This is a genomic window from Flavipsychrobacter stenotrophus (assembly GCF_002954265.1).
GTDB classification, from domain to species: Bacteria; Bacteroidota; Bacteroidia; order Chitinophagales; family Chitinophagaceae; genus Flavipsychrobacter; species Flavipsychrobacter stenotrophus.
In genome coordinates this window covers 975,110-997,420 of the sequence record NZ_PPSL01000001.1, presented here as the reverse complement: position 1 = coordinate 997,420, position 22,311 = coordinate 975,110, and the positions used below count along the sequence as shown (strand labels likewise).

The 22,311-nt window shown below is 44.4% G+C and carries 14 protein-coding genes; 7 read left to right on the top strand and 7 right to left on the bottom strand.

From position 1 onward, the window contains the following. The first annotated feature begins 3 nt into the window (after positions 1-3). From CJD36_RS04455 to CJD36_RS23935, 6 genes are all read left to right on the top strand, one after another. A complete protein-coding gene (locus tag CJD36_RS04455; protein ID WP_105037885.1) occupies positions 4-5,982 on the top strand; it encodes a hypothetical protein in 5,979 nt (1,992 codons plus the stop codon). 3 nt (positions 5,983-5,985) lie between these two features. Then, positions 5,986-6,723: a hypothetical protein gene (locus tag CJD36_RS04450; RefSeq protein ID WP_145959403.1), complete on the top strand. Its 738-nt coding sequence runs from the start codon at positions 5,986-5,988 to the stop codon at positions 6,721-6,723. A 24-nt stretch (positions 6,724-6,747) separates the two neighbouring features. Further along, on the top strand, positions 6,748-15,876 hold the full coding sequence (locus CJD36_RS04445) for an RHS repeat protein (RefSeq protein ID WP_105037883.1): 9,129 nt from the start codon (positions 6,748-6,750) through the stop codon (positions 15,874-15,876). A gap of 427 nt (positions 15,877-16,303) precedes the next feature. Then, positions 16,304-16,753: a hypothetical protein gene (locus CJD36_RS04435; protein ID WP_105037881.1), complete on the top strand. Its 450-nt coding sequence runs from the start codon at positions 16,304-16,306 to the stop codon at positions 16,751-16,753. 63 nt (positions 16,754-16,816) lie between these two features. Beyond that, positions 16,817-17,047: a hypothetical protein gene (locus tag CJD36_RS04430; RefSeq protein ID WP_105037880.1), complete on the top strand. Its 231-nt coding sequence runs from the start codon at positions 16,817-16,819 to the stop codon at positions 17,045-17,047. 302 nt (positions 17,048-17,349) lie between these two features. Continuing rightward, positions 17,350-17,508, top strand: a complete 159-nt coding sequence (locus CJD36_RS23935) for a recombinase family protein (RefSeq protein ID WP_394337885.1) — start codon at positions 17,350-17,352, stop codon at positions 17,506-17,508. Between the two features lie 245 nt (positions 17,509-17,753). Here the strand turns inward: CJD36_RS23935 and CJD36_RS04420 are convergent, their stop codons facing one another. Genes CJD36_RS04420 through CJD36_RS04410 form a run of 3 tightly spaced genes read right to left on the bottom strand, consistent with a single transcriptional unit; the run spans position 17,754 to position 19,228 of the window. After that, on the bottom strand, positions 17,754-18,302 hold the full coding sequence (locus CJD36_RS04420; protein WP_105037879.1) for a hypothetical protein: 549 nt from the start codon (positions 18,300-18,302) through the stop codon (positions 17,754-17,756). Between the two features lie 10 nt (positions 18,303-18,312). Beyond that, entirely contained in the window at positions 18,313-18,771 is a 459-nt protein-coding gene (locus CJD36_RS04415; RefSeq protein WP_105037878.1) for a hypothetical protein, read from the bottom strand. 40 nt (positions 18,772-18,811) lie between these two features. Beyond that, positions 18,812-19,228 carry a hypothetical protein gene (locus CJD36_RS04410; protein WP_105037877.1) on the bottom strand — a complete coding sequence of 139 codons (417 nt, stop codon included), beginning with the start codon at positions 19,226-19,228 and terminating at the stop codon, positions 18,812-18,814. A 115-nt stretch (positions 19,229-19,343) separates the two neighbouring features. On the opposite strand from CJD36_RS04410, the gene CJD36_RS04405 reads away from it, so the two are divergent. Further along, positions 19,344-19,577: a helix-turn-helix domain-containing protein gene (locus CJD36_RS04405; protein WP_105037876.1), complete on the top strand. Its 234-nt coding sequence runs from the start codon at positions 19,344-19,346 to the stop codon at positions 19,575-19,577. A 60-nt stretch (positions 19,578-19,637) separates the two neighbouring features. On the opposite strand, the gene CJD36_RS04400 is transcribed toward CJD36_RS04405, so the two are convergent. From CJD36_RS04400 to CJD36_RS04385, 4 genes are all read right to left on the bottom strand, one after another. After that, positions 19,638-20,522 carry a zincin-like metallopeptidase domain-containing protein gene (locus CJD36_RS04400; protein WP_105037875.1) on the bottom strand — a complete coding sequence of 295 codons (885 nt, stop codon included), beginning with the start codon at positions 20,520-20,522 and terminating at the stop codon, positions 19,638-19,640. A 144-nt stretch (positions 20,523-20,666) separates the two neighbouring features. Beyond that, entirely contained in the window at positions 20,667-21,446 is a 780-nt protein-coding gene (locus CJD36_RS04395) for an N-6 DNA methylase (RefSeq protein WP_105037874.1), read from the bottom strand. Between the two features lie 110 nt (positions 21,447-21,556). Then, positions 21,557-22,036 carry a RuvC family protein gene (locus tag CJD36_RS04390; RefSeq protein WP_105037873.1) on the bottom strand — a complete coding sequence of 160 codons (480 nt, stop codon included), beginning with the start codon at positions 22,034-22,036 and terminating at the stop codon, positions 21,557-21,559. Continuing rightward, a complete protein-coding gene (locus CJD36_RS04385) occupies positions 22,011-22,241 on the bottom strand; it encodes a hypothetical protein (protein WP_105037872.1) in 231 nt (76 codons plus the stop codon). Before CJD36_RS04385 ends, CJD36_RS04390 begins: the two co-directional genes overlap by 26 nt. Positions 22,242-22,311: the final 70 nt, after the last annotated feature.

Genomic DNA, 22,311 nt, shown 5'->3' with positions numbered 1-22,311 from the left:
TCTATGAAAAAATATAAGAAGACCATAAAATGCACCGCATGGATGCTCTTGTTGATTTTGGGCACCGAGCTGATTCAGCCTGCGACTACGTTTGCATTGACTACGGGTCCTACACAACCGGAGGTGCTGTCATTTGAACCTATTGGCACTACCGATATGGTAGATATGTTCAGTGGAGACTTCGTTTATAATATCCCCCTGCTGGATGTTGAAGGGTATCCCATAAACATTGCCTACCACGGTGGCGTGAACATGGAGCAAGAAGCCAGCTGGGTAGGCCTTGGTTGGAACATAAATCCAGGGGAGATAAACAGAACAGTTAGGGGAATGCCAGATGATTTTAATGGTGATACTATTTCCAAGCAAATGCATATCAGGAGCGACACTACTATGAGGATTGGTATAGGTGCTGGACTCGAACTTTTTGGGAAGGGCGATCCTAATCCGTCGATAGCTACAATAGACCTCGGATTAACCTTCTCGGCAAATAATTACAGGGGGGCGAGCGCGGATATAAATCTGGGGGTCAGTCACACATTCAAGAAATTTATTTCAGTAGGGGTAAATATTGGTGTGGGGTCTCAGTCCGGTGCCGACGTAGATTATAGCGTTGGCGCTCAACGCCCCTTCACCGAAAAAGTTCTGCAGCACGACGCGGGTATGGGTATTGGTGTCAACCAGGGATACTCGTCGCGGACGGGTCTCAGCAATATCAATTTGTCCATCAGTGCTACATCGACAAATAATGGCCCCAAACACCCTCCCGCTGAGAAGAATCATCACGGAGGGAAAGGCAATACAAATTCCATACCTATTTCAGGAAGCATCCCGATCGGGCTTCAAAATTATGTTCCGGTCCAAACCAATATTGCAACAATGTATTCCATTATGGGTAGGGTTAAAATGGGGCTCGAATATGGATGGAACCTAGGATATTTAACCGGGAACGCGATGCAGTCTGTTGTGAGTTATGCTACCGATGGTTCCAGGCAGAGCTATGGCTACCTCTACATGCAAAACGCCCAGACACAGCATCCGGGACAGTACTCATCAATACTGGATTTTACAAGGGACAAAGATGGGATGTTCAACGAGACAATGAAGTACCTGCCGATGGCCAATATGACTTATGATATATACAGCGTTAGCGGCCAGGGAACCGGGGGGATGTTCCGCCCATTCAGGAATGATTATGGCTGTGTTTATGATGCTTATGCGCGTAGTGACAATGAATCTAATTCCTTCGGTCTGGAAGCGGGGCTTCCGGAATGGTTTGAAATTGGGGGTGATTATACAAATTCTAAGACAAGGATTACTTCAGGCCCTTGGGGGGATTATTACAGGGAATTTGCACAAAGAAAGTCCGGAAGTATTTATGAAAATGTTTATCTAAGAGAAGGTGGGGAACTGGCTCTTGTTGATCCTGATTACACCAGGCAGATAAATGGTTTTGACCTTATGGAACCCAATAGCGGGATAACCCATTTTCCGGCTGAAAAAATCAACTCAACCAGTAAGCGCGACGCCAGGGGTAACCTTGTTTATTATTTTACTGCGGAGGAGGCATCTATAACCGGAGTAGGTAGCAATCCTGACATTATCAATTATACCTCCACCGATGGCTTTAATTCAGGACCAGAGCCGACAAAAGAAACCATACACAGAATTGGCACGGGCAAATTGGGAAGAAAGAAGGACCAGCTTTCCGAGATAGTGCAATTACAGAAAGATGGGCGCAGGTATGTCTACGGCTTCCCTGCGATGAATAATATTCAAAAGCAAGCCACATTTAGTGTGAATGGTTCTGGCGATTCGCCAGATGGGTTGATAGCTTTCAGCGGAACCGATGATGGGGTAAATAATTCTAAGGGTAATGATCATTTTTATAATGGTAGTATTACGCCATCTTATGCACATAGCTTTTTATTGACGTCCGTACTGTCAACTGATTATGTTGATGTTTCCGGCAACGGGATATCTGACGACGATCTTGGTTCTTATACAAAGCTGAATTACTCGCTCAAAGAAAAAGATTATCGCTGGCGCGCACCCTATTTTAGTGGTGCCGCGCAGTACAATCCAGGCTACCGGATGGATAAAAATGATGACAAGGCCAGCTACATAATTGGCTCAAGAGAAGAGTGGCTCTTACATTCCATTGAAACAAGAAACTTTGTTGCGGAATTTTATACTTCTGTCCGCAATGATGCATGTGGCAGTTCTGATGCGATTACTTCTACGACGCCATATGGAATACATCCATATGATAGTGCTTCAGCCCATGCGCCCTCGTATAAGCTAGATTCAATAAAGCTATTTAATAAACATGACCGCTTTATCAATGCTACAAATGCGATTCCTATTAAAACAGTATTTTTCGTGTATTCCGACACGCTATGCCAAGGGATCGAGAATACTTTAAATGGAAGTGGTGGAAAGCTCACGCTGAATAAAATATATTTCAGGTATGGGAAATCCCAAAAAAGCATGATTAGTCCCTACCAGTTCGCATATGGGTATAATCCAGGCTATGATTTTCCCAATAAGGATAGATGGGGAAACTACAAGCCGCAAAATCATGCTCGCAACTATGAATACCCGTTTGTTGACCAAAATGATACTGCTAACAATTTATATGCGTCGGCATGGTCACTCACCCGCATTGGCCTTCCTTCCGGTGGTGTTATAGAAGCCAATTACGAAGCTGACGACTATGCCTATGTCCAGGACAAAGAAGCAAATGAGATGTTTCTTATTGACGGTATCGGGAATAGCTGGGAATTCGATGGCTCTGACCAACTATACCGCAATAAAAAATCACCTAATCTTTTCCTCTATTTTAAAAGGAGAATAGCTGATGAAATACCATCGCTGGGAATACGGAACTACTTTATTGATACGAACCTGCTTTACTACAATTTCAGAGTAAAGCTACGCGCAGACAAAGATGGATATGAGCAGGTAAAGGGGTATACCAGAGTAGATAGCTCAGGCTTCTGTAGCGATGGCATTCATGGATATATATTGCTAGAACCTGTGGATCCAGAAGGAGGATCCGAAGTACGGTTGAACCCTGTGACTTATACTGCGATAAATACCGGGAGATATAATATCCCACAAGTAATGTACCCGGGATCGGAGCCCGATTGGGATATGCTTCATGCCATTGGTCACATGTTCGGGAATTTTGCAGAATTGGCCAGTCTTGTTCAGAACCCTATAATTCCTTTTTTGAGAAAAAGGGCGGCGCAGGCTGCCTCGCTCAATCTTTCGTTTATCCGGTTGAAAAGTCCCGGCCTACATAAAAAAGGGGGCGGGCAAAGAGTAAAGTCCCTGCTCTTTTATGATTCCTGGAGTAAACTAAGCGGAGGAAATGAGCAGGATGCTACTTACGGTAAAAAATATAGCTATAAAATTGAAGATAACAGTGATGTCAGCAGTGGTGTTGCCAGTTATGAACCATTGATAGGCGGGGACGAAAACCCATTACGGCAGCCGGTGCCCTACCATGGGGCTGAAGGCCGCCATTGGCCGCCCATGGACCCTGTCGACTTATTCCAGGAACTTCCACTAGGGGAGTCGTTATTTCCAATGGGAAGCGTCGGGTATAGCAAGGTTACTGTTTCGAGCATACATTCTGATGTCGGCAAGTCGTCCCAGGGATTGGATATATACCGCTACTATACGGCCAAAGATTTCCCGATATATAGCAAGGCATCTAAGCTTGTGCCTTCCACCGAACGGCTATACCTCATCGTTAAGCAGGAGACCACAGTAAAAGCAGAACAAGGGTTTACACTTGTTATGAATGATATGCATGGTAAGCCAAAATCTATAGAGCATCACATTCGAAAACCAAAGACTGGAGAACTGCAATTGATCAGCTCGCAGGTCTATAACTATAAGCATTCGGCGATTGACAGATTGGAGAATAATGTGTCCTGTCTCATTTTTAATAAAGTCACTAACCAGTTAGAATTTGTAAACCGTCAGTTGGGTGTGGATGCCGATGTCACCATAGATACGAGGGAAAAACACGAACGGACCACCAATATTAGTTTTAATATCAACCTCAATGTGTCAGGCTATGCAACAGCGATCATCCCGATCCTGTTTGCTTATCCATGGTATGCGCGCTACCGTAATCTGTTTAGGTCAGCAACGGTAACGAAAGTGGTACAGCAATATGGCATTTTAGAAAGCGTTGAGACGTTTAATGAAGGTGCCAGCGTGACACAGCGAAATGAAGTGTACGACCCCGAAACGGGCCAGGTAGTCATCACCTCGGTCGACAACGAGTATGGGGAACGGGAATTTACAACGAACGTTCCAGCTTATTGGGCATATTCAGGTATGGCTCCTGCATATGAAAACATCAAGTATGAAGCGGACATAGCCCGTGTAAAGATTGACAGCAACCACATTGGGAAATTCTATTTTTCTGATTCCGGTTTAAGAGTTGGAGATGAGTTGCTCTTTGACTTTACAGATAGTGCTTCTCATACAAGTTACCGCACTACCACCTGGTTTATGGGTACCGTCTATTGCCTGGATTGCAGTCCTTCTCACAAAGAGGCTTGTGTAGGTTCTGTGTTGCCGAGATTTCCACTGAATACGGCAGGATGGGATACCGGCAATGTGCTAAAGGACGTTCATTTTAAGGTTGTCCGTTCAGGCAACAGGAATATGCTTATCAATACAATAGAGAACTACAGCCAGCTGACATTGCCTTTTGGAACAGGGACCTTAGACATCTATAACGGAGGACGTATCAATCTTACAGCGAGTACCTATTGTGATTCAAATACCGTAATGCCACATAACTACCTGGCTAATGCTGATAGCATTAATCCGTATGCAATTGGGCAAAGGGGAATATACAGACTGTTGAGTGACTACGTATATACAAAAGGAAGAAGCAATGGTGGCCCGGGAGAGGAAGGCCTATTTAAAGGATACAACTTGTACAGCCTCAATTTTTATGATGAATGCATACGGTTCCCTTACAACTACTTCCAGCCTGATATCAACTTTACTATTGACCAGAACTGGAAACTGGTACGAACTATTACCAAGTGGTCGCCATTTGGGGTAGAGATTGAAAACAGGGATGCTACTGGCAACTATTCAACCGCTGTTTTTGGTCACAATGAAGACCTGCCTGTAGCTATAGCCACCAATGCCAGGCAGGGGGAAGTTATTGCCGAAGGGTTTGAAGACTATAGCATGCTGCACCTGTTGTACAACCTGATGGGCTATAACCATTCGTTTATCCGTCCGTTATTTGGCACAACGTCGTTGGGTACTTCTACGCAATATGACCTGCTCCAGTTAAGCAACCCAAGCGCGTTGAGCATAAATAATAGCGCGGCGCATACAGGCTTATTTTCTTTAGAAGTCCCGACTACAGGAACAGGGTACTACAAGGTAACAGTACCGGTAAATAATACCTCTTATGCAGGCTTAAGGAGCATGTATAATTTGTATTATCCGCCTGGAGTATACACTTTCAGCGGTAACAATGAATATCTGCCTTTCCAGGTAACGCCCAACAAAAAGTTCATTTTATCATTCTGGGTAAAAGATGTTTCTAATCCTGCTAATGCCACCGACTATACACTTACGTTTAATACAGCGTGCGGAGTTTACACTGATCTTGGGACGTTCCCATTCACCAAGAAAACAAACATCATTGATGGATGGCAGCAGATAGAAGCCACATTTATCTGTTCTGCATCTGCGGATCTGTGGTTACCTGAAGCATTTTATATAGATGACATGAGAATGTTTCCAGCCGACGCTAACATAAAGTCTTTTGTGTACAATCCAATAAATGAAAAACTAATGGCTACGTTGGATGAAAATAATTTCGCTAAGATGTATGAGTATGACCTGGAAGGCAACCTTGTAAGAGTAAAAAAAGAGACGGAAAAAGGTGTAATGACGGTATCTGAATCAAGGAGCAATAATCCTGCAAACTAGCATATGAGACAACAATTGTGTAGAAGGTTTTTATTGGCACTTATCTGTTTGCCCTTGTTTGCATCATCACAAAGCAAGGACGGGAAAGACGTATTGAAAAATATACTAGCGGGATTGAAGGATGTCAGTCGGATCAAATATGACTATACAGTATCCTTCATTTTTCCCGATAACAGCAAGCAAAAACTGAATGGGCATGTGTATGTAGATAACAACAGACATGAATTGTACAACGACAATGACCTGCAGACCATTATTTACACCGACAAGTGGAGCTATCAGGCAGACCATACTGAGAAAGAGATAGCTATTAGAAATAATGAAAAGCATCTGAGCAAAGAGTACAGGCATGAGATGGAAAAACAAATGTTCCAGAACAATGCCCTAAGTGTTTTCCTTGACTCTGTTGTAATGAAGCGGGCTTTGATGAAAAGTTATAAAAAGAGTAATGATACCATAAATATTGAACTTTCATTTCCTGCCAATTATGCTATCAGGAGCATCCAGCTTGGCTATGATGAAGGGCATAAAAAACTATTCAGGTATAGCATGGTGACATTCTTTCCCGAGCAAGGATCAGCCCCGGGCAATAAACAGGGAACAACCAATACCATTGCTTGTTCGCATTTCAGTGATGCTGATGCCTCGGTTGAATATGGCATTGATAATTTCTTTGTTGTGAATAATAGTAAGCTGACATTAAAAAAATACAATAGTTACAAATTGAGTTCAAAACTATAAATATTTTTTATGGGTGCCCGACATATGAAACTGTTTTGTTCAGCAGCGTTCTTGCTGAATATTTTTATTTTGTCTTTTGCAGGGATCTCTGCAAAAGCGCAGACATTTAATTATAAGACCTCGGAGGCCTCGAGTATCGTTACCGGGAGGGACCTGGCTGTGTCAGGGTTACCTGTGACACTCACGACTTGGTGTAATGAGTGGCCGAAGCTTATAGGAGGGCCTACCACATGGGGGGACAGCCTCAAGTTCAAGAGCCTGCACTCTTTCCTAAAGTTCCAGGTCGACAATAAACATCCGATACAGCAGCTGGACTATACCTACCAGCTTACCTATGAGCTGCATGGCTATTATACGATGTCGGATACAACGCTGTATAATACCATCAATGATACTTTGACGATCAGCAATGTCAGCTATATGGATCCACTGAATGCCTACCAGGACATCAACCTGGCCAAGTTCAGCAACTATTATAAGACTGTTGTTATCCTTACTGGTATATATGCCTTTTCGATTGGGGGTACGCCTTCGCCCGCTGTATTAACCGATACGATGCGTTTCAATTATAATATTGAAAGTTCTATACTTAGCCAGAGGTATGACAAGATATCTGCAACATACGGTCCCTATTACGGGAATTCTTTTTCGCTGCAGATCACTCCCGACCCACATCCTGACAAAAATTACCTTTCTGTTTTTTTTAATTTTGCGGCATCTGATACTTCAGTCATACAATACACGCCACTAAATTATGAACTGGAATGGACATTTGTAGATGACTATAGTACTGATGTGCCTACTGAAACAAGATCAACTATTTCCTCTTCTGACCTCAGCTATGATTTTAGCCACAACTGTACGCGCGTCTGGCTCAATGACAACCGATACAAGATTCCGCTTGCATATCCCAGTGGCTATGTTATCTACAGGGTGCGCACGGTAAGGCCCGATTCTATTTTATTCAAGTACCCGATATATAGCGACTGGTCGTATTCCACGACGGATAATGGCACCCTGGCTTCGCTGAATGCAGATGCCCTCTACCATATCGGTACGCCTTACACGGGCGATAGCCTCAACTGGCAGTACACGATCAGTTTTGCGGAAGGGGGAAGGTATAAGCATGTGGTCAGTTTTTACGATGGCTTGTTGAAGAACAGGGAAAGCATCACCCGTTTCAACAGTACCCCTGACAGGCTGATTGTCACAAAGAATATTTATGATTTTGAGGGGCGGCCAGCCATTAAGATATTGCCTACCCCTGTTTCGTCTTACGCCTTTGGCTTTGTTCATGATGTCGACCTGAACTCGGCTACCTCGCTGCCATACAAGGCAGATGATTTTGATACCGCAATGCATACATGCCCTGTCGATGCCAGGCTATCCCCGCTGGCTACCGGCGCGCTGGCAAGCGTATATTATTCCAGCTTAAACAGTGATACCGCTGGCGTGCAAAAATTTGTTCCCGACGCAGAAGGCTATCCATTGGTGCATACACAGTTCAGCCCTGCAATAAATGACAGGGTGGAAAAACAGGGCGGTGCCGGCCCCAGGTTACAGATAGCCGACAGCAACATTATTTCCAACTATTATGTGGGTGCAGGGCAGAAGGAGCTAGACCGGTATTTCGGCGTTAATATTGGCTTCCATAGTTTTTATAATAAGGTACTGACAAGGGATCCTAATATGCAGATGTCCTTGTCTGTAAAGGACTACAAGGGGCACCAGGTCTTGTCGGCAATGTCCGGAAGGGGATGGAAGCCGGAAGACCATGCAATTATACCAGCAGATGCACCGGATTCCGTTTTCTATAATGAAGATGTACTAAGTGGGGCAAGGCAAACATGGACCGACCATACTAAAATATACAATGATTTTTTCCATAACGCCACAACGGGAACGGTCACATTTCAATACCTGTATGATTTTAAACCATTAAAAGTGTGTGACAGCTTATTCCTTGGTATCGGGGCGAAGTATAACTATTATGTTACTAACCAATGCGGAGACACCGTGGCTACTGACGACAGTGTGATCAGCCATTCAGGTATTTCTACCTCATATGCTCCCTATGTAGGTAATGTAATAAGCGCAACTCTTGATGAAGGTGATTATACCCTGCATAAAGAATTAACGGTAGAGGAGGATAGTATTAGATCGGTCATTGACCAGGCACTCAATAGTTCGTTTTCTTGTTTGCTTTCTGAGCCCTATTTTATAAAAAAGAGAGTAAAGGAAATGGATTTTCCATGTAAGGCGCCGGATGATTACTGTACTGTCAGGAGAAAAGAGCTGAAGTACGAATTGCATCCGTATGAAAAATACGGCGGTATGAGCGCACACTGGACCGGCCCTTTGGTGGTTGGCAATGGAAACTCGGTATTTACGATTATGGGCTATGACACGGTAAGCAATAATGGCCATCTGGAATACCATCCGAGGTATCGTTATCAGGATACTTGTACCTCTTTTTCATTGCCGGACACAATCACTGTAGCGGGTATCACTTACACTAACCTGCGCACAATGTCAGCTGATTCCTTTTTGCAGATTTACATTGCGTCTACTTTCGACCCTCTGGATCCTATTGCCGAGGCATTATTACCATTACACCCTGAGTATTGTAAGTTGGAGCGCTGCTTTACAGATACCTTTGGCGCCAGGTTGCTGGCAATTGATGATTTTCATATTGCGGAGCATTACAACTTACTTTACCTAGATAGCATTATCAGCCAGGATCCGGTGGTGCCTTTAATGATTTCCGCAGGTTATCTGCCCGATTCTCTTGCTTATTTTGTCGGCGGACATATCAGGCTTGATTCATTTTTATACTCTTCCGTTTATTGCAGTTGCGGAGACTCGGTCATGAACAAAGAATGTATCAATAACATTTACGGTTACGAGATACAGAACCGGTTGCTTATCAATGATTTCGTGAAAAAAGCATATTTCGATCAGCTGGTCGGAATGTACATGATCAACAGGCAGCGCTTTATTGACCTGGTCATTAATGGCGCTGGCGATAGCTGTGCACATTGCGCTGATGTTCGTATGATTCTTACGCCGACTCCTGTTTTCAACAATGCTGTGACATCAAGCGGCCTTACTCCTCCCATCCTACTTGACTCTTCGTGGACCGGGATGGCACATGCGCCATGGCTCATGTCTGCTTTTGCCACAATGCCGGGCTATGGCACTACCGCTATGGATACTTTCCTGCTGGTTATGCATGACAGTGCCACGGCCATATGTGCTGCTGCCGACTCCGTACTGTGCTTTGGCCGTGTAGATAACATTATGGCGCACCTGGTAAACTGTGCCAATAATGACACCATAACGCTTAGCATAATTAGGAACACGCTCGACAGTATGTGTTCGGCACATGCCGTAGCGTATGGAGGGTTTACGCCCGAGATAATAAGGTATGCCATATTAAGGAGCGGCGCCAGCCTTACCGACTTCTGTAATCCTTATCTCGTTGCTTGCGATTTTGCAGGCCCTTCATTCAGTTCAGGGCAGAATTGCCGTTCTGATTCATTCTACAGATCATTTAATGGATTTCTTAATAAAACTGCTGTCCTCAACTCACTTCGGAACATAAGTAGTATATATCCTCATACGCTTGACATTGCTGCCAGTGAGATGGAACTGGAACTATACAATGTAATAGGCCATGACCATGTAGAAATGTTTGCAGATTGGAGCATAACGGACACATTGTACAAACTCTACGTTTATAAAGACCATACGCTGGGTGTTTCCGATACTGTGAAATTATATTTTAGGGGAGTAGGTGGCTGCGGAAACGTGTTCAGCCTGGGGGATAGCATTTCTGTGTATGACGTATCCTGCATCAATACGCTTACATCGGCACCTGCACTCGGTCTGATAAAGCAATACAGCTTTGTTGCGGATGCTGTTTGGTACCAGCACACCATGAGTGGTATTACTGTAAATGTATGCTCTATGCTGGGTTGGAGCGATACGGTAAAGACGCTGAACACGGGTGACAATGTTATTGCCGAATGTGTGCCCTGCACACAGATGCGCTCCTTGTACAAAGAGTTCAACGATTCCATGCTGGCTATCCACGTATGGGGCCCCGGCCACCCGCTGTATGGCGATATGTTGCGGAACTTTATGAACCGCAAACTGGGCAAAGTATTTGGCACGCACCAGTATGAGAATTTTATAGAAAGTTGCGCATTGGCTGATAGTATTGCTATGCCTTTGTACCTGGGATATTCCGTGATAAGTTTTGCCAATAATGATGATGCGGATACTTTTACCGTGCGTTACAACCGCCTTGATACAAATTACGCATTTGACTACCTGTTGCGTTTTAAGGACGGGACAGGCAGCGTTTCTATTTTCGTTGATTTTGATATTGTCCCCTTTAACCTTTTATGGAAATACAAACTGTTTATTGATACATTCACCGGGCCTAATCTGACTAAACTCACTGATGTTTCAGTAGGGACAAGTGGCGGTTTATTAGGGTATGTTTTTGCTCCGCCGGGCACGGTTATTCCTTCTGCGGCAACGCTGTTTGGCAGCGGGGGTACTGTTTCTATTAATAGCAGTGGCACATATGGTTTATGGGTAGGTAATCACTATCTGGCGCAGGATGTGTATACTCTTCAATCTATACCCGGCACCACTCTCCCCTGGGAGATATCAAGAGATGTTTACGAACTGCAGCGCTATATCTATAACAACCCTAGCGCAGGAATCGCTTATTACAACACATATCAGAGCGCTATCAATGAAGATTTCTTCAGGCCTGAAAAAATTGACTATCTTAATTACGCGTATGGCTACCAGGGATTGCCTCCTTATGAGGTTCTGGATGCATTGCAGGCTGTATATCTTGATGCAAATATTCCTTCATACAGCGGTCGCCTCTCTACTTACAACAATATTCTTAACCCCAACCTGGTCACGAACTTATACATGGTCGATACTACTGTCGAGCGTATTGATATATTTCAGCAGACGATAGTTGGTGTAATGAATGATAACCCTGTTGGCGTTGGGCATTTGTTCTTCGACACCAGCGTGATGGATATTTATGGGGATTCGTCACTACTGGCAATACGTTGTGCCGACAATAGTTACTGGTATATGTATTTTGGCGCGGGCGACACTTTATGGAATACATATATTGCCATGCCTGCTTGGGTGCCGGTCTGGACATATCCGCAATACCTTTTGACAAGTGCTTATTTTGGCATGACAGATACCAATCTCAGGCATTTTACTATTGACCTGCAAAAACCAGGGGACACGCTCACTGTACATGCCAGGGGTATGACAACTTATGTACTCGCAAAATCGCTCCGGCTACGCGACGTGCTGTTGGGTAACCCGCTGACCAGCCATCCGGGGCTGTCAATGCCTGACACCTTTAATAATTGTGAACGGATCTTGCTGAGGGGAGCTGTGGCGCACGGCGAACTCGACTACCAGAGTTATATGGATTCAGCACGCGCAGCGTTATACGACTCTTTACTGGTTCAGCTTCGGGATTCATCTAAAGAGCAATTGTTGCATGGCTATCTTACCCAGCAGTTCGGGGTCACGCTTTATTATTATGACCGGGCGGGCAACCTGATCAAGACAGTATCGCCGGCAGGTGTTGTGCCACTTGATACAAGCCTGCTTAACAGTGTTAACTCTGCCAGGGAACACCGTGATTATTCCAGCGGGTCTGTATATGCCTACCATAACAAAATCAATGAGTATAATTATAATAGCCGTAACCAGCTTGTCCACCAGCATACACCAGATGGTGGAAATGTGGAACATTTTTATGACGCAGCTGGAAGACTTATTTTTTCTTTAAATGATAAGCAAACTTCTGCCTATAGCTCAGACACTCAACGCCTGACATATAATATATACGACAAACAAAACAGGATAATAGAAACAGGTGAAGAAGATACATACTGGCCTGACATGTTTGCACTGTTTGACGCAAATGATTTAGATGGTCTTTTCAATTATTATAAGCACATGGATCGCCGTGATGTGGTAGTGACAGTATATGATACCGAAGCTACCAACCTACAAACCATTGCAGGGCTGGAACAGCAGACTAACCTGCGCAAAAGGGTGGCAGTGGTGAAATACTTCGACAGCCTGTATATGGCCGACAGCGCCCTGCTCAACTATACCTATGCCACCCACTACAGCTATGATATAGAAGGCAGCGTAAAGACGCTTACCCAGGATTTTCCTGTGCTGGATGCCGTAAGGCAGCGCTACAAGCGCATAGACTATGACTATGACCTGATAAGCGGTAAGGTAAACATGCTCAGTTATAACCGCAGCTTTGCCGACCAGTATTACCAGCGGTATAACTATGACGATGATAACCGCCTTACCAAGGTAGAGACTAGCAGTGACGGCTACATATGGCGGCGCGATGCTGAATATATGTATTACCAGCATGGTCCGCTGGGCCGTGCAGAATTTGGGGACCTGAGGGTGCAGGGGCTTGACTATGCCTATACAATACAGGGGTGGCTGAAGGCGGTGAATGGCGATACAACCAATAAGACGCTGGACATGGGCCGCGATGGCGACCTCACCATCAATGCCAATGATGCGGTGGGCTTTACGCTCAACTATTTTAAGGACGACTACAAGGCCATAAACGGATCGGTAATAACAAGTGTAGAGCCGCAGATAAAGAACCTGTATAACGGCAATATAGCCCGGCAGACCATAGCGCATGCCAATGACAGCCTGCGCCACGCGTTCCCGCGTTATACCCGCAATTACCTGTATGACCAGATGAACCGCCTGCGAAATACTGCTTATGGAACTATAGATGCTGCAACCACTACCATAACGCCTACCGATGAATACAGGAACAACTACACCTTTGACCCGGATGGTAACCTGCTTACGCTCAACAGGTATGCCTTTACCAAGCCGCCTGCGCTTGGGCCGCAGCTGATGGATAGCTTTAATTACTACTACTTCTCTAGCGGCATGGACAACAGGTTGTCATCGCTTACCGACAATGCAGCCAATATAGGCTTCCAGGATGTAGTGTACCGTACCGACAGCACCATAGCCATGTACCAGTACGATCCTACGGGCAACACCACCAAAGACCTGGTGGCTGGGCAGGACAGCATAGAGTGGAACCTGTATAACAAGGTGACCCGTGCCCGCAATGTGGACGGAGTGCATACCCTTAGCTACAAATACGATGGCATGGGTAACAGGGTGTCAAAGACTGTGACTGCCGACAATGGCACCACATTAGAAAAGAAGACGGACTATTATGTACACGATGCGCAGGGCAACATACTCGCCACCTACCGCGATGTTATCACGCAAACACCATCTGCCAATACCGACACCCGTATGTTCTCGCTTTCGGGGCACGAAGTGTATGGCTCGGCACGGCTGGGGACAAAGGGCTACTGGCCACTACAGCTGGGCCAGGGATGGGACTACTATACCGGCATCTACGACACTGTTCGGCTCTGGGAGCGCAAGCCATGGTACAGCCTGGAATATCAGGATGTGATAAAGCATGATGAGCTGGAACCTTACGGACATACCCTTACCACCAAGCTGGTAACCGCCCATCTTACCGGGCAAAAGCAGTATGAGGTGACCGACCACCTGGGCAATGTGCTGGCAACAGTAAGCGATGCAAGGCAGAGCAATGGCGATACTACCCATACTGACAGCCTTGCCATACTGGACTACAGCCCTGCCGTCAAGTCTATGAATGACTACTATCCCTATGGCATGCTGATGCCCTCCCGCTACTTCGACGACAACAGCGGGCATACGACCACTGTTACGCAGACAGTGCTGGCACCGCAGCTGCATACTATAATAATACCTTGGGCAGATGGCGGAGCAACCCCCTTTGGAAGTGGGGTAACAGCAAGTTCAGGTTCCCCGCTGCTTTTGAATGACCCAAGCACGGGAGGTGGGCTCACCTATATCATTCATCCGGTAAGCAGCGGCCTTCATACTGGCTTTACTATTACTGTAACTGCAGTTACCTCCGGGGGCAACTGGGGGGCAACGCTAAAACAGGGAAGTAGTACTTTGGCAACATTCTCCATCAACACGGTAGGTGGCCATACCACAAGCTTCTACGCGCCATTATCGGGCACCGCTACCCTCACCATAAGGAATTTTGGCACCCACAGCCAGATATCTATATCTTCCATACAATTAGATACCTTTGCATTTATACCAACAATGGCTGTCTCTCAGATAAGCAGTGATAATGAGTATAAGTATGGCTTTAACGGTAAGATGAAAGATAACGAGTGGGCTGGCGTAGGGAATTATTTGGATTATGGTGCGAGGGGGCTTGATACGAGAATAGCAAGATTTGGAAGCGTCGACCCACTGAGTAAAAAATTCCCATTTTTCACTCCATATCAATTTTCTGGAAATAGTCCAATTAAGTTTACTGATTTAGATGGAAAGGAAATGTATATTTCCGGAACAGGTGCTGATCAATTTATTAATTTATTATCAATATTAACGGGTTTGAATATTACTAAAGATGTTAATGGCACTCTTAGTTATGCATATGAAATTCAATATGTAGATGGTAGTACATCGGCTCAAAAAACACCTGTTGTAAATGTATCTAGTGGTCCTACAAGTACACATCTGAGAAATATAGTAATGGAGACAATTGATGGGGGGGCCAATATTGAACCTGTAACATTAAACGTAAGTGCAACACAACTGCCCGCTGTACCTTATGATGACTATTGGACGAACAGTGTTGATATGGCTGATCTTAACAGCGCAATCTCCTACCCGGAATTCCAAGCCGCGCTGATTGGTCATTTTATTAAAGAAAGGAGTAATCCAGTTCGAACATCCACGATTTTAACGCCGGATCAAATAATGGATGTTGCACATAATCAAGGTAAAGATATTGAGAAAGACATAATGGCAGAAGCACATCCTGGCGCAACGGAGAGAATAGAAAAGGGAGATGCCTCTTTACTTGGGAAACCAGCAGGTAGAGGAATTGCAGGCCATTTGAATGATTATACTACAGCAAAATTTCTAAACATACTTCCAGCGGGAGTTCCTGGAGGGCCAAGCACACAAAGTGGAAATATAATAGATGTTCAACCAGTTAAATAATTTTCAAAATATGAAATGTTTATTCCTGATATTGTTCCCTTTCTCGTTATTTGCGCAAAACAAAGTTGACACGTTTAAAGGTGATTTTAAAATTATTTACATCGACAGTATACGTTTCGGAGAAGACATTCATTACAAGAATAAATATTTAATTCTAGGACTTTCAAATAATGATTCGATAAAAAGAATAGTATTTAATTTGAGAGGCAGAAGCTTATTAAATAAACTAAAGGTTGGGTCGTACAATAAAATAACATATATATCATACCCTGTGCCTAGTTCTGGGAATACATTTATGTTACACAGTGACCAATTTGAATACGCACTTAGAGAGTCTGATTTTATTCGTTACGAGATTATTAAAATTAGTAATTGGTAGGATTAGGTAAGTAAAAATAGTAGATGAGGTGTTTTGCAAACAATAAATATGAAGAGCAAACTGCTATATGGTATATCAGCACTAATAATAGGCATTATTATAGGTGTCATAAGTACGCGCTTTTATGAAAGGCGGGAGATAACAGAAATAAACAGTAGTCGGCTTGCCTTGTCTTCTATAGACAATTTGAAAAGTAAAGTATTGCATGGGGATATAGAAGCCTATACAAAACTCCGAGGCGAATATCGAGATTATCCGCCGGAGAACTTTCTTTTTTGGGCAATGTACATGGCAAACAAGTATGATTACGCTTATGCGTATGAAGACGTGTTTAGAACGATGGAAGAAAGTTACAACATTGATTCTGCCATTTTTAATATGGACGATAAGACCCGAAAATTTGCTTTTACATACTTAAAAATGGCCGCCCAAAAGGGTGACTCAAGTGCAATGGCAACTTTAAATGACATGCTGGCGAAACAAATCGCTACTGATTAATGCGATTGTAAGTGTCTTACTTTCTTAATTTTCTGTGTTTATTATTCATTTCAGAACACAAATATGAAACAACTCCTTTCAATACTGCTGCTGGTAACGATAACGGCTACAGCCTATGCAGAAAAAAACCACAAGGCTACTGCAAAAAGCACAGTCTTAAACCCTAAGCCGCAGCAATCAGCCCAACAAGTTGATACAACAAAACACGTGCAGTATAACGAGCGGGAACGTGACCCGCGTGTTGGTCGGTCTATGTATATTGCTCCCGCCCAGCCTGCAAAGCAGGGTAAGTAAAGCAAGTAACTGTGCCGATAAAACGAACGTTTAATCGGTACAGAAATGTACACTACTGCAATACTAATAATCGTTACAAATACTGTTGCATTTAACCCTGTAAATGGGTATAAGTGCAACAGTTTTATTTTGTAGCCTATCGCACCATGTTGTACGGATATGTCAGGGTATCAACAGACAAGCAAACAGTGGAAAATCAAAAGCTGTCCATCAGCAGTTATATTAAAACCTAAAGCCTGCCGGATAATATAGTGCGGGTATCAGAAACATAGAGCTGAACCAAAAGCTATAAGAGCAGGCAGCTGGGAGCATTGGTCGAGGATCTGCAAACGGGCGATGTTTTATTGATAAGCGAACTAAGCCGCTTAGGGCGTTCGTTGTTTGAGGTGATGGAAATATTGGGGCATCTTATGGCAAAGGATGTGCAGGTTATAAGTATCAAAGAAGGCTTTGAACTGTGAGAAAATATAAGCTCAAAAGTGTTGGCCTTTGCGTTCAGTTTGTCGGCAGAGATAGAACGCCAGCTGATAAGCCAACGCACCAAAGAAGGACTGGCAAGAGCCGGTAAGCAGGTATCTAATCAGTGCTGATAACGTATCTGTCAAAGAAAGTGAAAAGTATAAAACCCCATGTATGACGCATAGGGTTTTATATTTTACAATTGACTGAGTGTGCCTACAAATCTTGCATCAATAAAAATGCAACATCATTTATCACCCGTATTTTGCAGAACACATCCAGCATATTGCAGTATTTTGGTAGCAAATGCATCTTCCATCTCTTCCTCTAATACCGGATGATCTCTGCACCCAGGTTCTGTTATTCTGAATTTAGTTACTGATCCGGTAGATAACTGGGATAGCTCATCGTTGGTAATTTCAAAGAAAGTAAACCGTTCTTCACCGAGAGGTGTCTTTATGGTTTCCCCGTCTTTATAGTTATTCTTGATTATCACTTTCCCATCTTTGAATTTCAGAGCAATTGCTTCTATTGAGCACACGCACTGATCCGAATTCTCAGACATGGAGATGAAAACTTTTCCATTTTGTTCTATAAGCCGAAAATAGATCTTGTAGCGGCAATTGTCACCATAGGACTTAAGCAAACTCGGAGTTCCACCAGAAGTAATTTTCACTTTGTCTGTCCATACAGAGGTCTTGTTGGTAAAGTCATCAGTCTTTTTATGCAGGTCGCATTGGGCATCCGCACTCCATGTCATAAGAAAATACAGTGCAGTAGTTAATAATGTTTTCATTTGTCGGGTTTTAAAGGAGGAAGAGAATGGGAATGGTTGCGAACAGAACAAGCAGTGCGCCAAGTATAATTCCGATGTAACACAAAGCTTTGAGTAGCTTGTCATGCTTGTACATTTTTAAGCCTATTTTCCCGAACACCCCTGCACCCAATCCAAAAAGCATCATAAGGAGGGTCGCCTGTATGGGAAAGAAGAGCAAGCCGAGCACCCCTAGCCCAGCTGCAAAATATGCGGTGAAACCGTGCTTGAATGAACGGTCTTGACCAGTCGGAGAAGCAAGTAGTGCTGCCGGTTTATGCAAATGCCCGACTATGCTTTGATTGAGCGACGTTGAGTTCTGCGCACTGCTTGTTTCTACTATCGAATCCTTAACACTGCCACATGGAAAGGCAGCGTAAGAATTTACCGGTAAAATGCAGAATATAACGGACAAGGAAATAACGTAAATAAATGATGTTTTTGAACACATATGCGTGTTTGTTTAAAAATGAGCAATTGAATAAACTCCGTTACAGCTTTTTGGCGTCCTCTGTGTTAGACATTTTAAGGAAATTTACCAACGATGAGATTGCAAAACCTATCATTGCGAAAAACGCCCCAAACTTCAGTTCTATGCCGGCGATCTTGCTGTGGGCAATACTGTAAGCAATCAATAAGCTTACTAACCCTGCAATTCCGGTAATGGCGGCCACTAAGTACTTTCTGAGAAAGATGAGTACCAACCCCATGAGTACTGCAATGCCTATGAACAGCTTTATCTCACTGCTCACTTGATTTGACTTGAATATTCCCACTCCGGTGATCGTATCTCCTCCACAGCCTATTATCGGCAAGAACAGGATACTTACTATCGCTATTACGCCGCCCATTCCTGAGAAGAACCCTGTATTCACTTGCATTTTATTTGACTGATTGTTTGTTTCCACTTGTTTGAAGTTTTTATGTGAACAATACTAATATGCAAACGTAGATAAAAAATACAAATAATCACCTATAGGTGACTGTATATTTTTTCAGTGGTGCATAGTTTACACTCTAACTATGGTTTCTGAAATTGATCAGTACGTCATTGATAAGGTAAGAATGCTGAGGCAAGAGAGAGGATTTTCGCAGTCTCAGTTGGCTTTTGAGATGGACATGTCTACAGGTTTCATTGCGATGATTGAGAGCGGGAAATACGATAAGAAGTACAACATTTCGCATTTGAACAAGCTGGCAATAATATTACAGTGCAGTCCGCAAATATTACTTCCCGACAAACCGCTTACACAATAAAAGGCCCGACACAGATGTCGGACCTTGCTTGTTTGTTCTCATGGCGATCACTCACAAACGTTATTCTTCAACCTGATCCTTCTCTTCATCTTGAATGTTCATTATGAAGTCGATGGCTTTCTGCGCAAGGTTGCAAGCATTGAAGATGAAGTAACGGTCCTTCCTGAAGATTTCCAGCCATCCGTCTATGTATTCTTCGTCAGGCTCAAAAGGACAGGGGATTCCCGCAATGTTTTCAAGATAGTTGGTCACTATCTCTGCCACTAGTTCTTCGAGTGTATGCCTATCACAACCGTATTCAGACATCTGCACCAAACCCATCCTGTTGAGCCGTGTGTGATGGCCTGTACTATGCGCCAGTTGGTGGAACAACGCTGCATAGTAGCTTCCAGGGTTCGCAAAACTTTTCAGTTTTGGAATGTTGATGTAATCCTCGCACGGGTCATATAGCACATCCTGATCTTTTATGTTGCGAATGGCCGGCATGTGGACTATGCCCTCTACAATTTTTTCGCAGACGCCGAAAGGCTCCTGCTCCTTAACCACAGGAGAGACCATCACTTCAGGAATGCCTACGCACTGGACAATGTTGTACACGTTGTAGTACGCCAATTTCGCGACCTTCTTTTCTCCGCTGGCATCGCCTTGAGGCTCGCCATAAAATGTGAGGATGTGGGGCTTTTCACTCGGCCTGATGCTCCCGTCTATCGCCTCAAGCTGCTTAGGGGTAACGAATAGATTACGATCGTAGCCCAGAGTTGCAAGCAGCAACGTGTTGATGCCCCTGAACGGCCGCTTGGATACAAGGCTGGTAGGCACTCCACCATCTGCCCACATAGTCCGCCACGGAACTCTGCCTTGCTCCAGCTGTTCTATGAACTTGCTGGCAATAATTTCATGTACGTCCTTGCGTGCATCATTTTTAGCAATCGTTTCTTTTGCCATACGTTTACGTTTTTGTTGTTAATGAATATTTGTTCAATGACAGTGTATGACAGCCGTGGATAACAAGGGAGGCAGGAGAAATATATACAAGTGGATACGCTAAGTGTCAAAAGAGAAGGCCCGGCAATGATTGCCAGGCCTTGATCAAAACAGTTTTAATTGAGACCCGTCACCACTATGTCTTTCACTCGTTTGGGATGGCCATACTATTGGCTGCTTAGTGACCACCTTCTTTTCAGGGAAAGAGTTCCTGTACATATGCCATAGCTTGGATTGCTCCTTGTGCTGTATCCTGAATATCCCGAAGGGCAGGAAAGATATCCGATACGACATATGGAAATCGTCGGGAAGCAGCGCATCCGCCCACATCACCTCGGAATGGAACACCCCGTTGAGGAACAGGTTAATCGCAGCCATTTTCACGCAGGTATGGTCTACGTCTATGCCATAGTACTCATGATCTTTTCCCAAGCTCTTGGAGCCTGCCAGCAGCATCCTCCCGCTGCCGCAGGTGGGGTCAAGCACCCGCTGCCTTCGGCTGCTGTCCTTACTTCCGTCACGGAGGGTTTCGGCCATAAATGTGCAGATGTGGAACGGCGTGAAGAACTGGCCTGAGTTCTTGCGGCACAAGTGCTGCTCAAAATACGCTCCTAATATGTCGTTGCCTTGGCTGTCATCGACACGCTCTTCCATCTCGGCCACGAGCTGGGCGAACAGCTTGGGGAACTGGAATCTGAAGTCGCTAGTTTGATATTTGCCGACGGTAGCCATGTATAGGTCTTCATCGTGAAATTTGCCGGTCAGCGGATTGTAGCTCAGGGCGCAGAGCGACATTGTCAGGAGGTCGTCAAAGACGGAGCGGAGATCGTAATGATACGTTGAGGTCGCCATCATCTGCGCAAATGTTTCTTTTTTACTTTTCATGGAGCTTGTTTTATGAAAAGCATAGCAAAGGCATATTCTTCAGGCTGTATCCATAAATGGATACTATAAGGGCAAGAAAAAGCTTGGACGATGCCAGGCTCTCCCGCTCTCTATTCGTCATCCCTGCAACGCTCCGCCATTGCGATAGCCTCAAACATCTTAGTGTAGTATTCCGTGCGGTTGCCACGTTCCCGTAGCAGCTTGTACCTTAGTTTAGGGTGTCTGGCTGCAACCTCTTCGGAGAGCCGCCCTTTGGTTAGCCTGGCATTGCTTCTTTTATCATAATCGAGGTCGGATAACGAGTATTCTGCTATCGGAATGGCATTCCTTTCCGATAGCTTGGATATAGCCACTATCAGCCTATCCAGTTGCGGCGAACTCCTCTGCGCATCTATCTTCTTGATGGCGATCTTATGTATGTTGTAGTTCCCGCAGATATTATCTATGGCATCAAGTATCATTTTGCGTTTCTTGCTTGACCATGCCGCTTTGAAAGTCTTTACCTTCCATTTGACCAGTTCTCCTTCTTCAATCACTGCCAACCCAACTATACGGGTTCCGGGGCTAATCCCGAGAAGAGCCTTTGCCATAGTTCTGGTTGACGAGGTAAGTGAATAATGCGCCACGGGTCTTTCGTATCTGGTCCTCAGGAATGGAGAGCACCTTTTGCAGTGTCTTTCTAAGGAACGCTTCCGAAAACTTTTCACAGAAACCTATATGCACAGCGAGGGAATCATTGTCACCGAGCGCATCCGCAATCTCACGGGCAAGCTTTGTTTCTTTTGTGGTAGCCATAGAATGTATATATAAATGGATATTTCTGTTAATAACTTGCTATCTTTTCCACATCCCTTACTATCGTTCG

What these genes read in the sequence shown, in the direction of transcription:
- CJD36_RS04455 (WP_105037885.1), top strand. Translation starts at nt 4, where the DNA reads ATGAAAAAATATAAGAAGACCATAAAATGCACCGCATGGATGCTCTTG.
- CJD36_RS04450 (WP_145959403.1), top strand. Translation starts at nt 5,986, where the DNA reads ATGAGACAACAATTGTGTAGAAGGTTTTTATTGGCACTTATCTGTTTG.
- CJD36_RS04445 (WP_105037883.1), top strand. Translation starts at nt 6,748, where the DNA reads ATGAAACTGTTTTGTTCAGCAGCGTTCTTGCTGAATATTTTTATTTTG.
- CJD36_RS04435 (WP_105037881.1), top strand. Translation starts at nt 16,304, where the DNA reads ATGAAGAGCAAACTGCTATATGGTATATCAGCACTAATAATAGGCATT.
- CJD36_RS04430 (WP_105037880.1), top strand. Translation starts at nt 16,817, where the DNA reads ATGAAACAACTCCTTTCAATACTGCTGCTGGTAACGATAACGGCTACA.
- CJD36_RS04420 (WP_105037879.1), bottom strand. Translation starts at nt 18,302, where the DNA reads ATGAAAACATTATTAACTACTGCACTGTATTTTCTTATGACATGGAGT.
- CJD36_RS04415 (WP_105037878.1), bottom strand. Translation starts at nt 18,771, where the DNA reads ATGTGTTCAAAAACATCATTTATTTACGTTATTTCCTTGTCCGTTATA.
- CJD36_RS04405 (WP_105037876.1), top strand. Translation starts at nt 19,344, where the DNA reads ATGGTTTCTGAAATTGATCAGTACGTCATTGATAAGGTAAGAATGCTG.
- CJD36_RS04400 (WP_105037875.1), bottom strand. Translation starts at nt 20,522, where the DNA reads ATGGCAAAAGAAACGATTGCTAAAAATGATGCACGCAAGGACGTACAT.
- CJD36_RS04395 (WP_105037874.1), bottom strand. Translation starts at nt 21,446, where the DNA reads ATGAAAAGTAAAAAAGAAACATTTGCGCAGATGATGGCGACCTCAACG.
- CJD36_RS04390 (WP_105037873.1), bottom strand. Translation starts at nt 22,036, where the DNA reads ATGGCAAAGGCTCTTCTCGGGATTAGCCCCGGAACCCGTATAGTTGGG.
- CJD36_RS04385 (WP_105037872.1), bottom strand. Translation starts at nt 22,241, where the DNA reads ATGGCTACCACAAAAGAAACAAAGCTTGCCCGTGAGATTGCGGATGCG.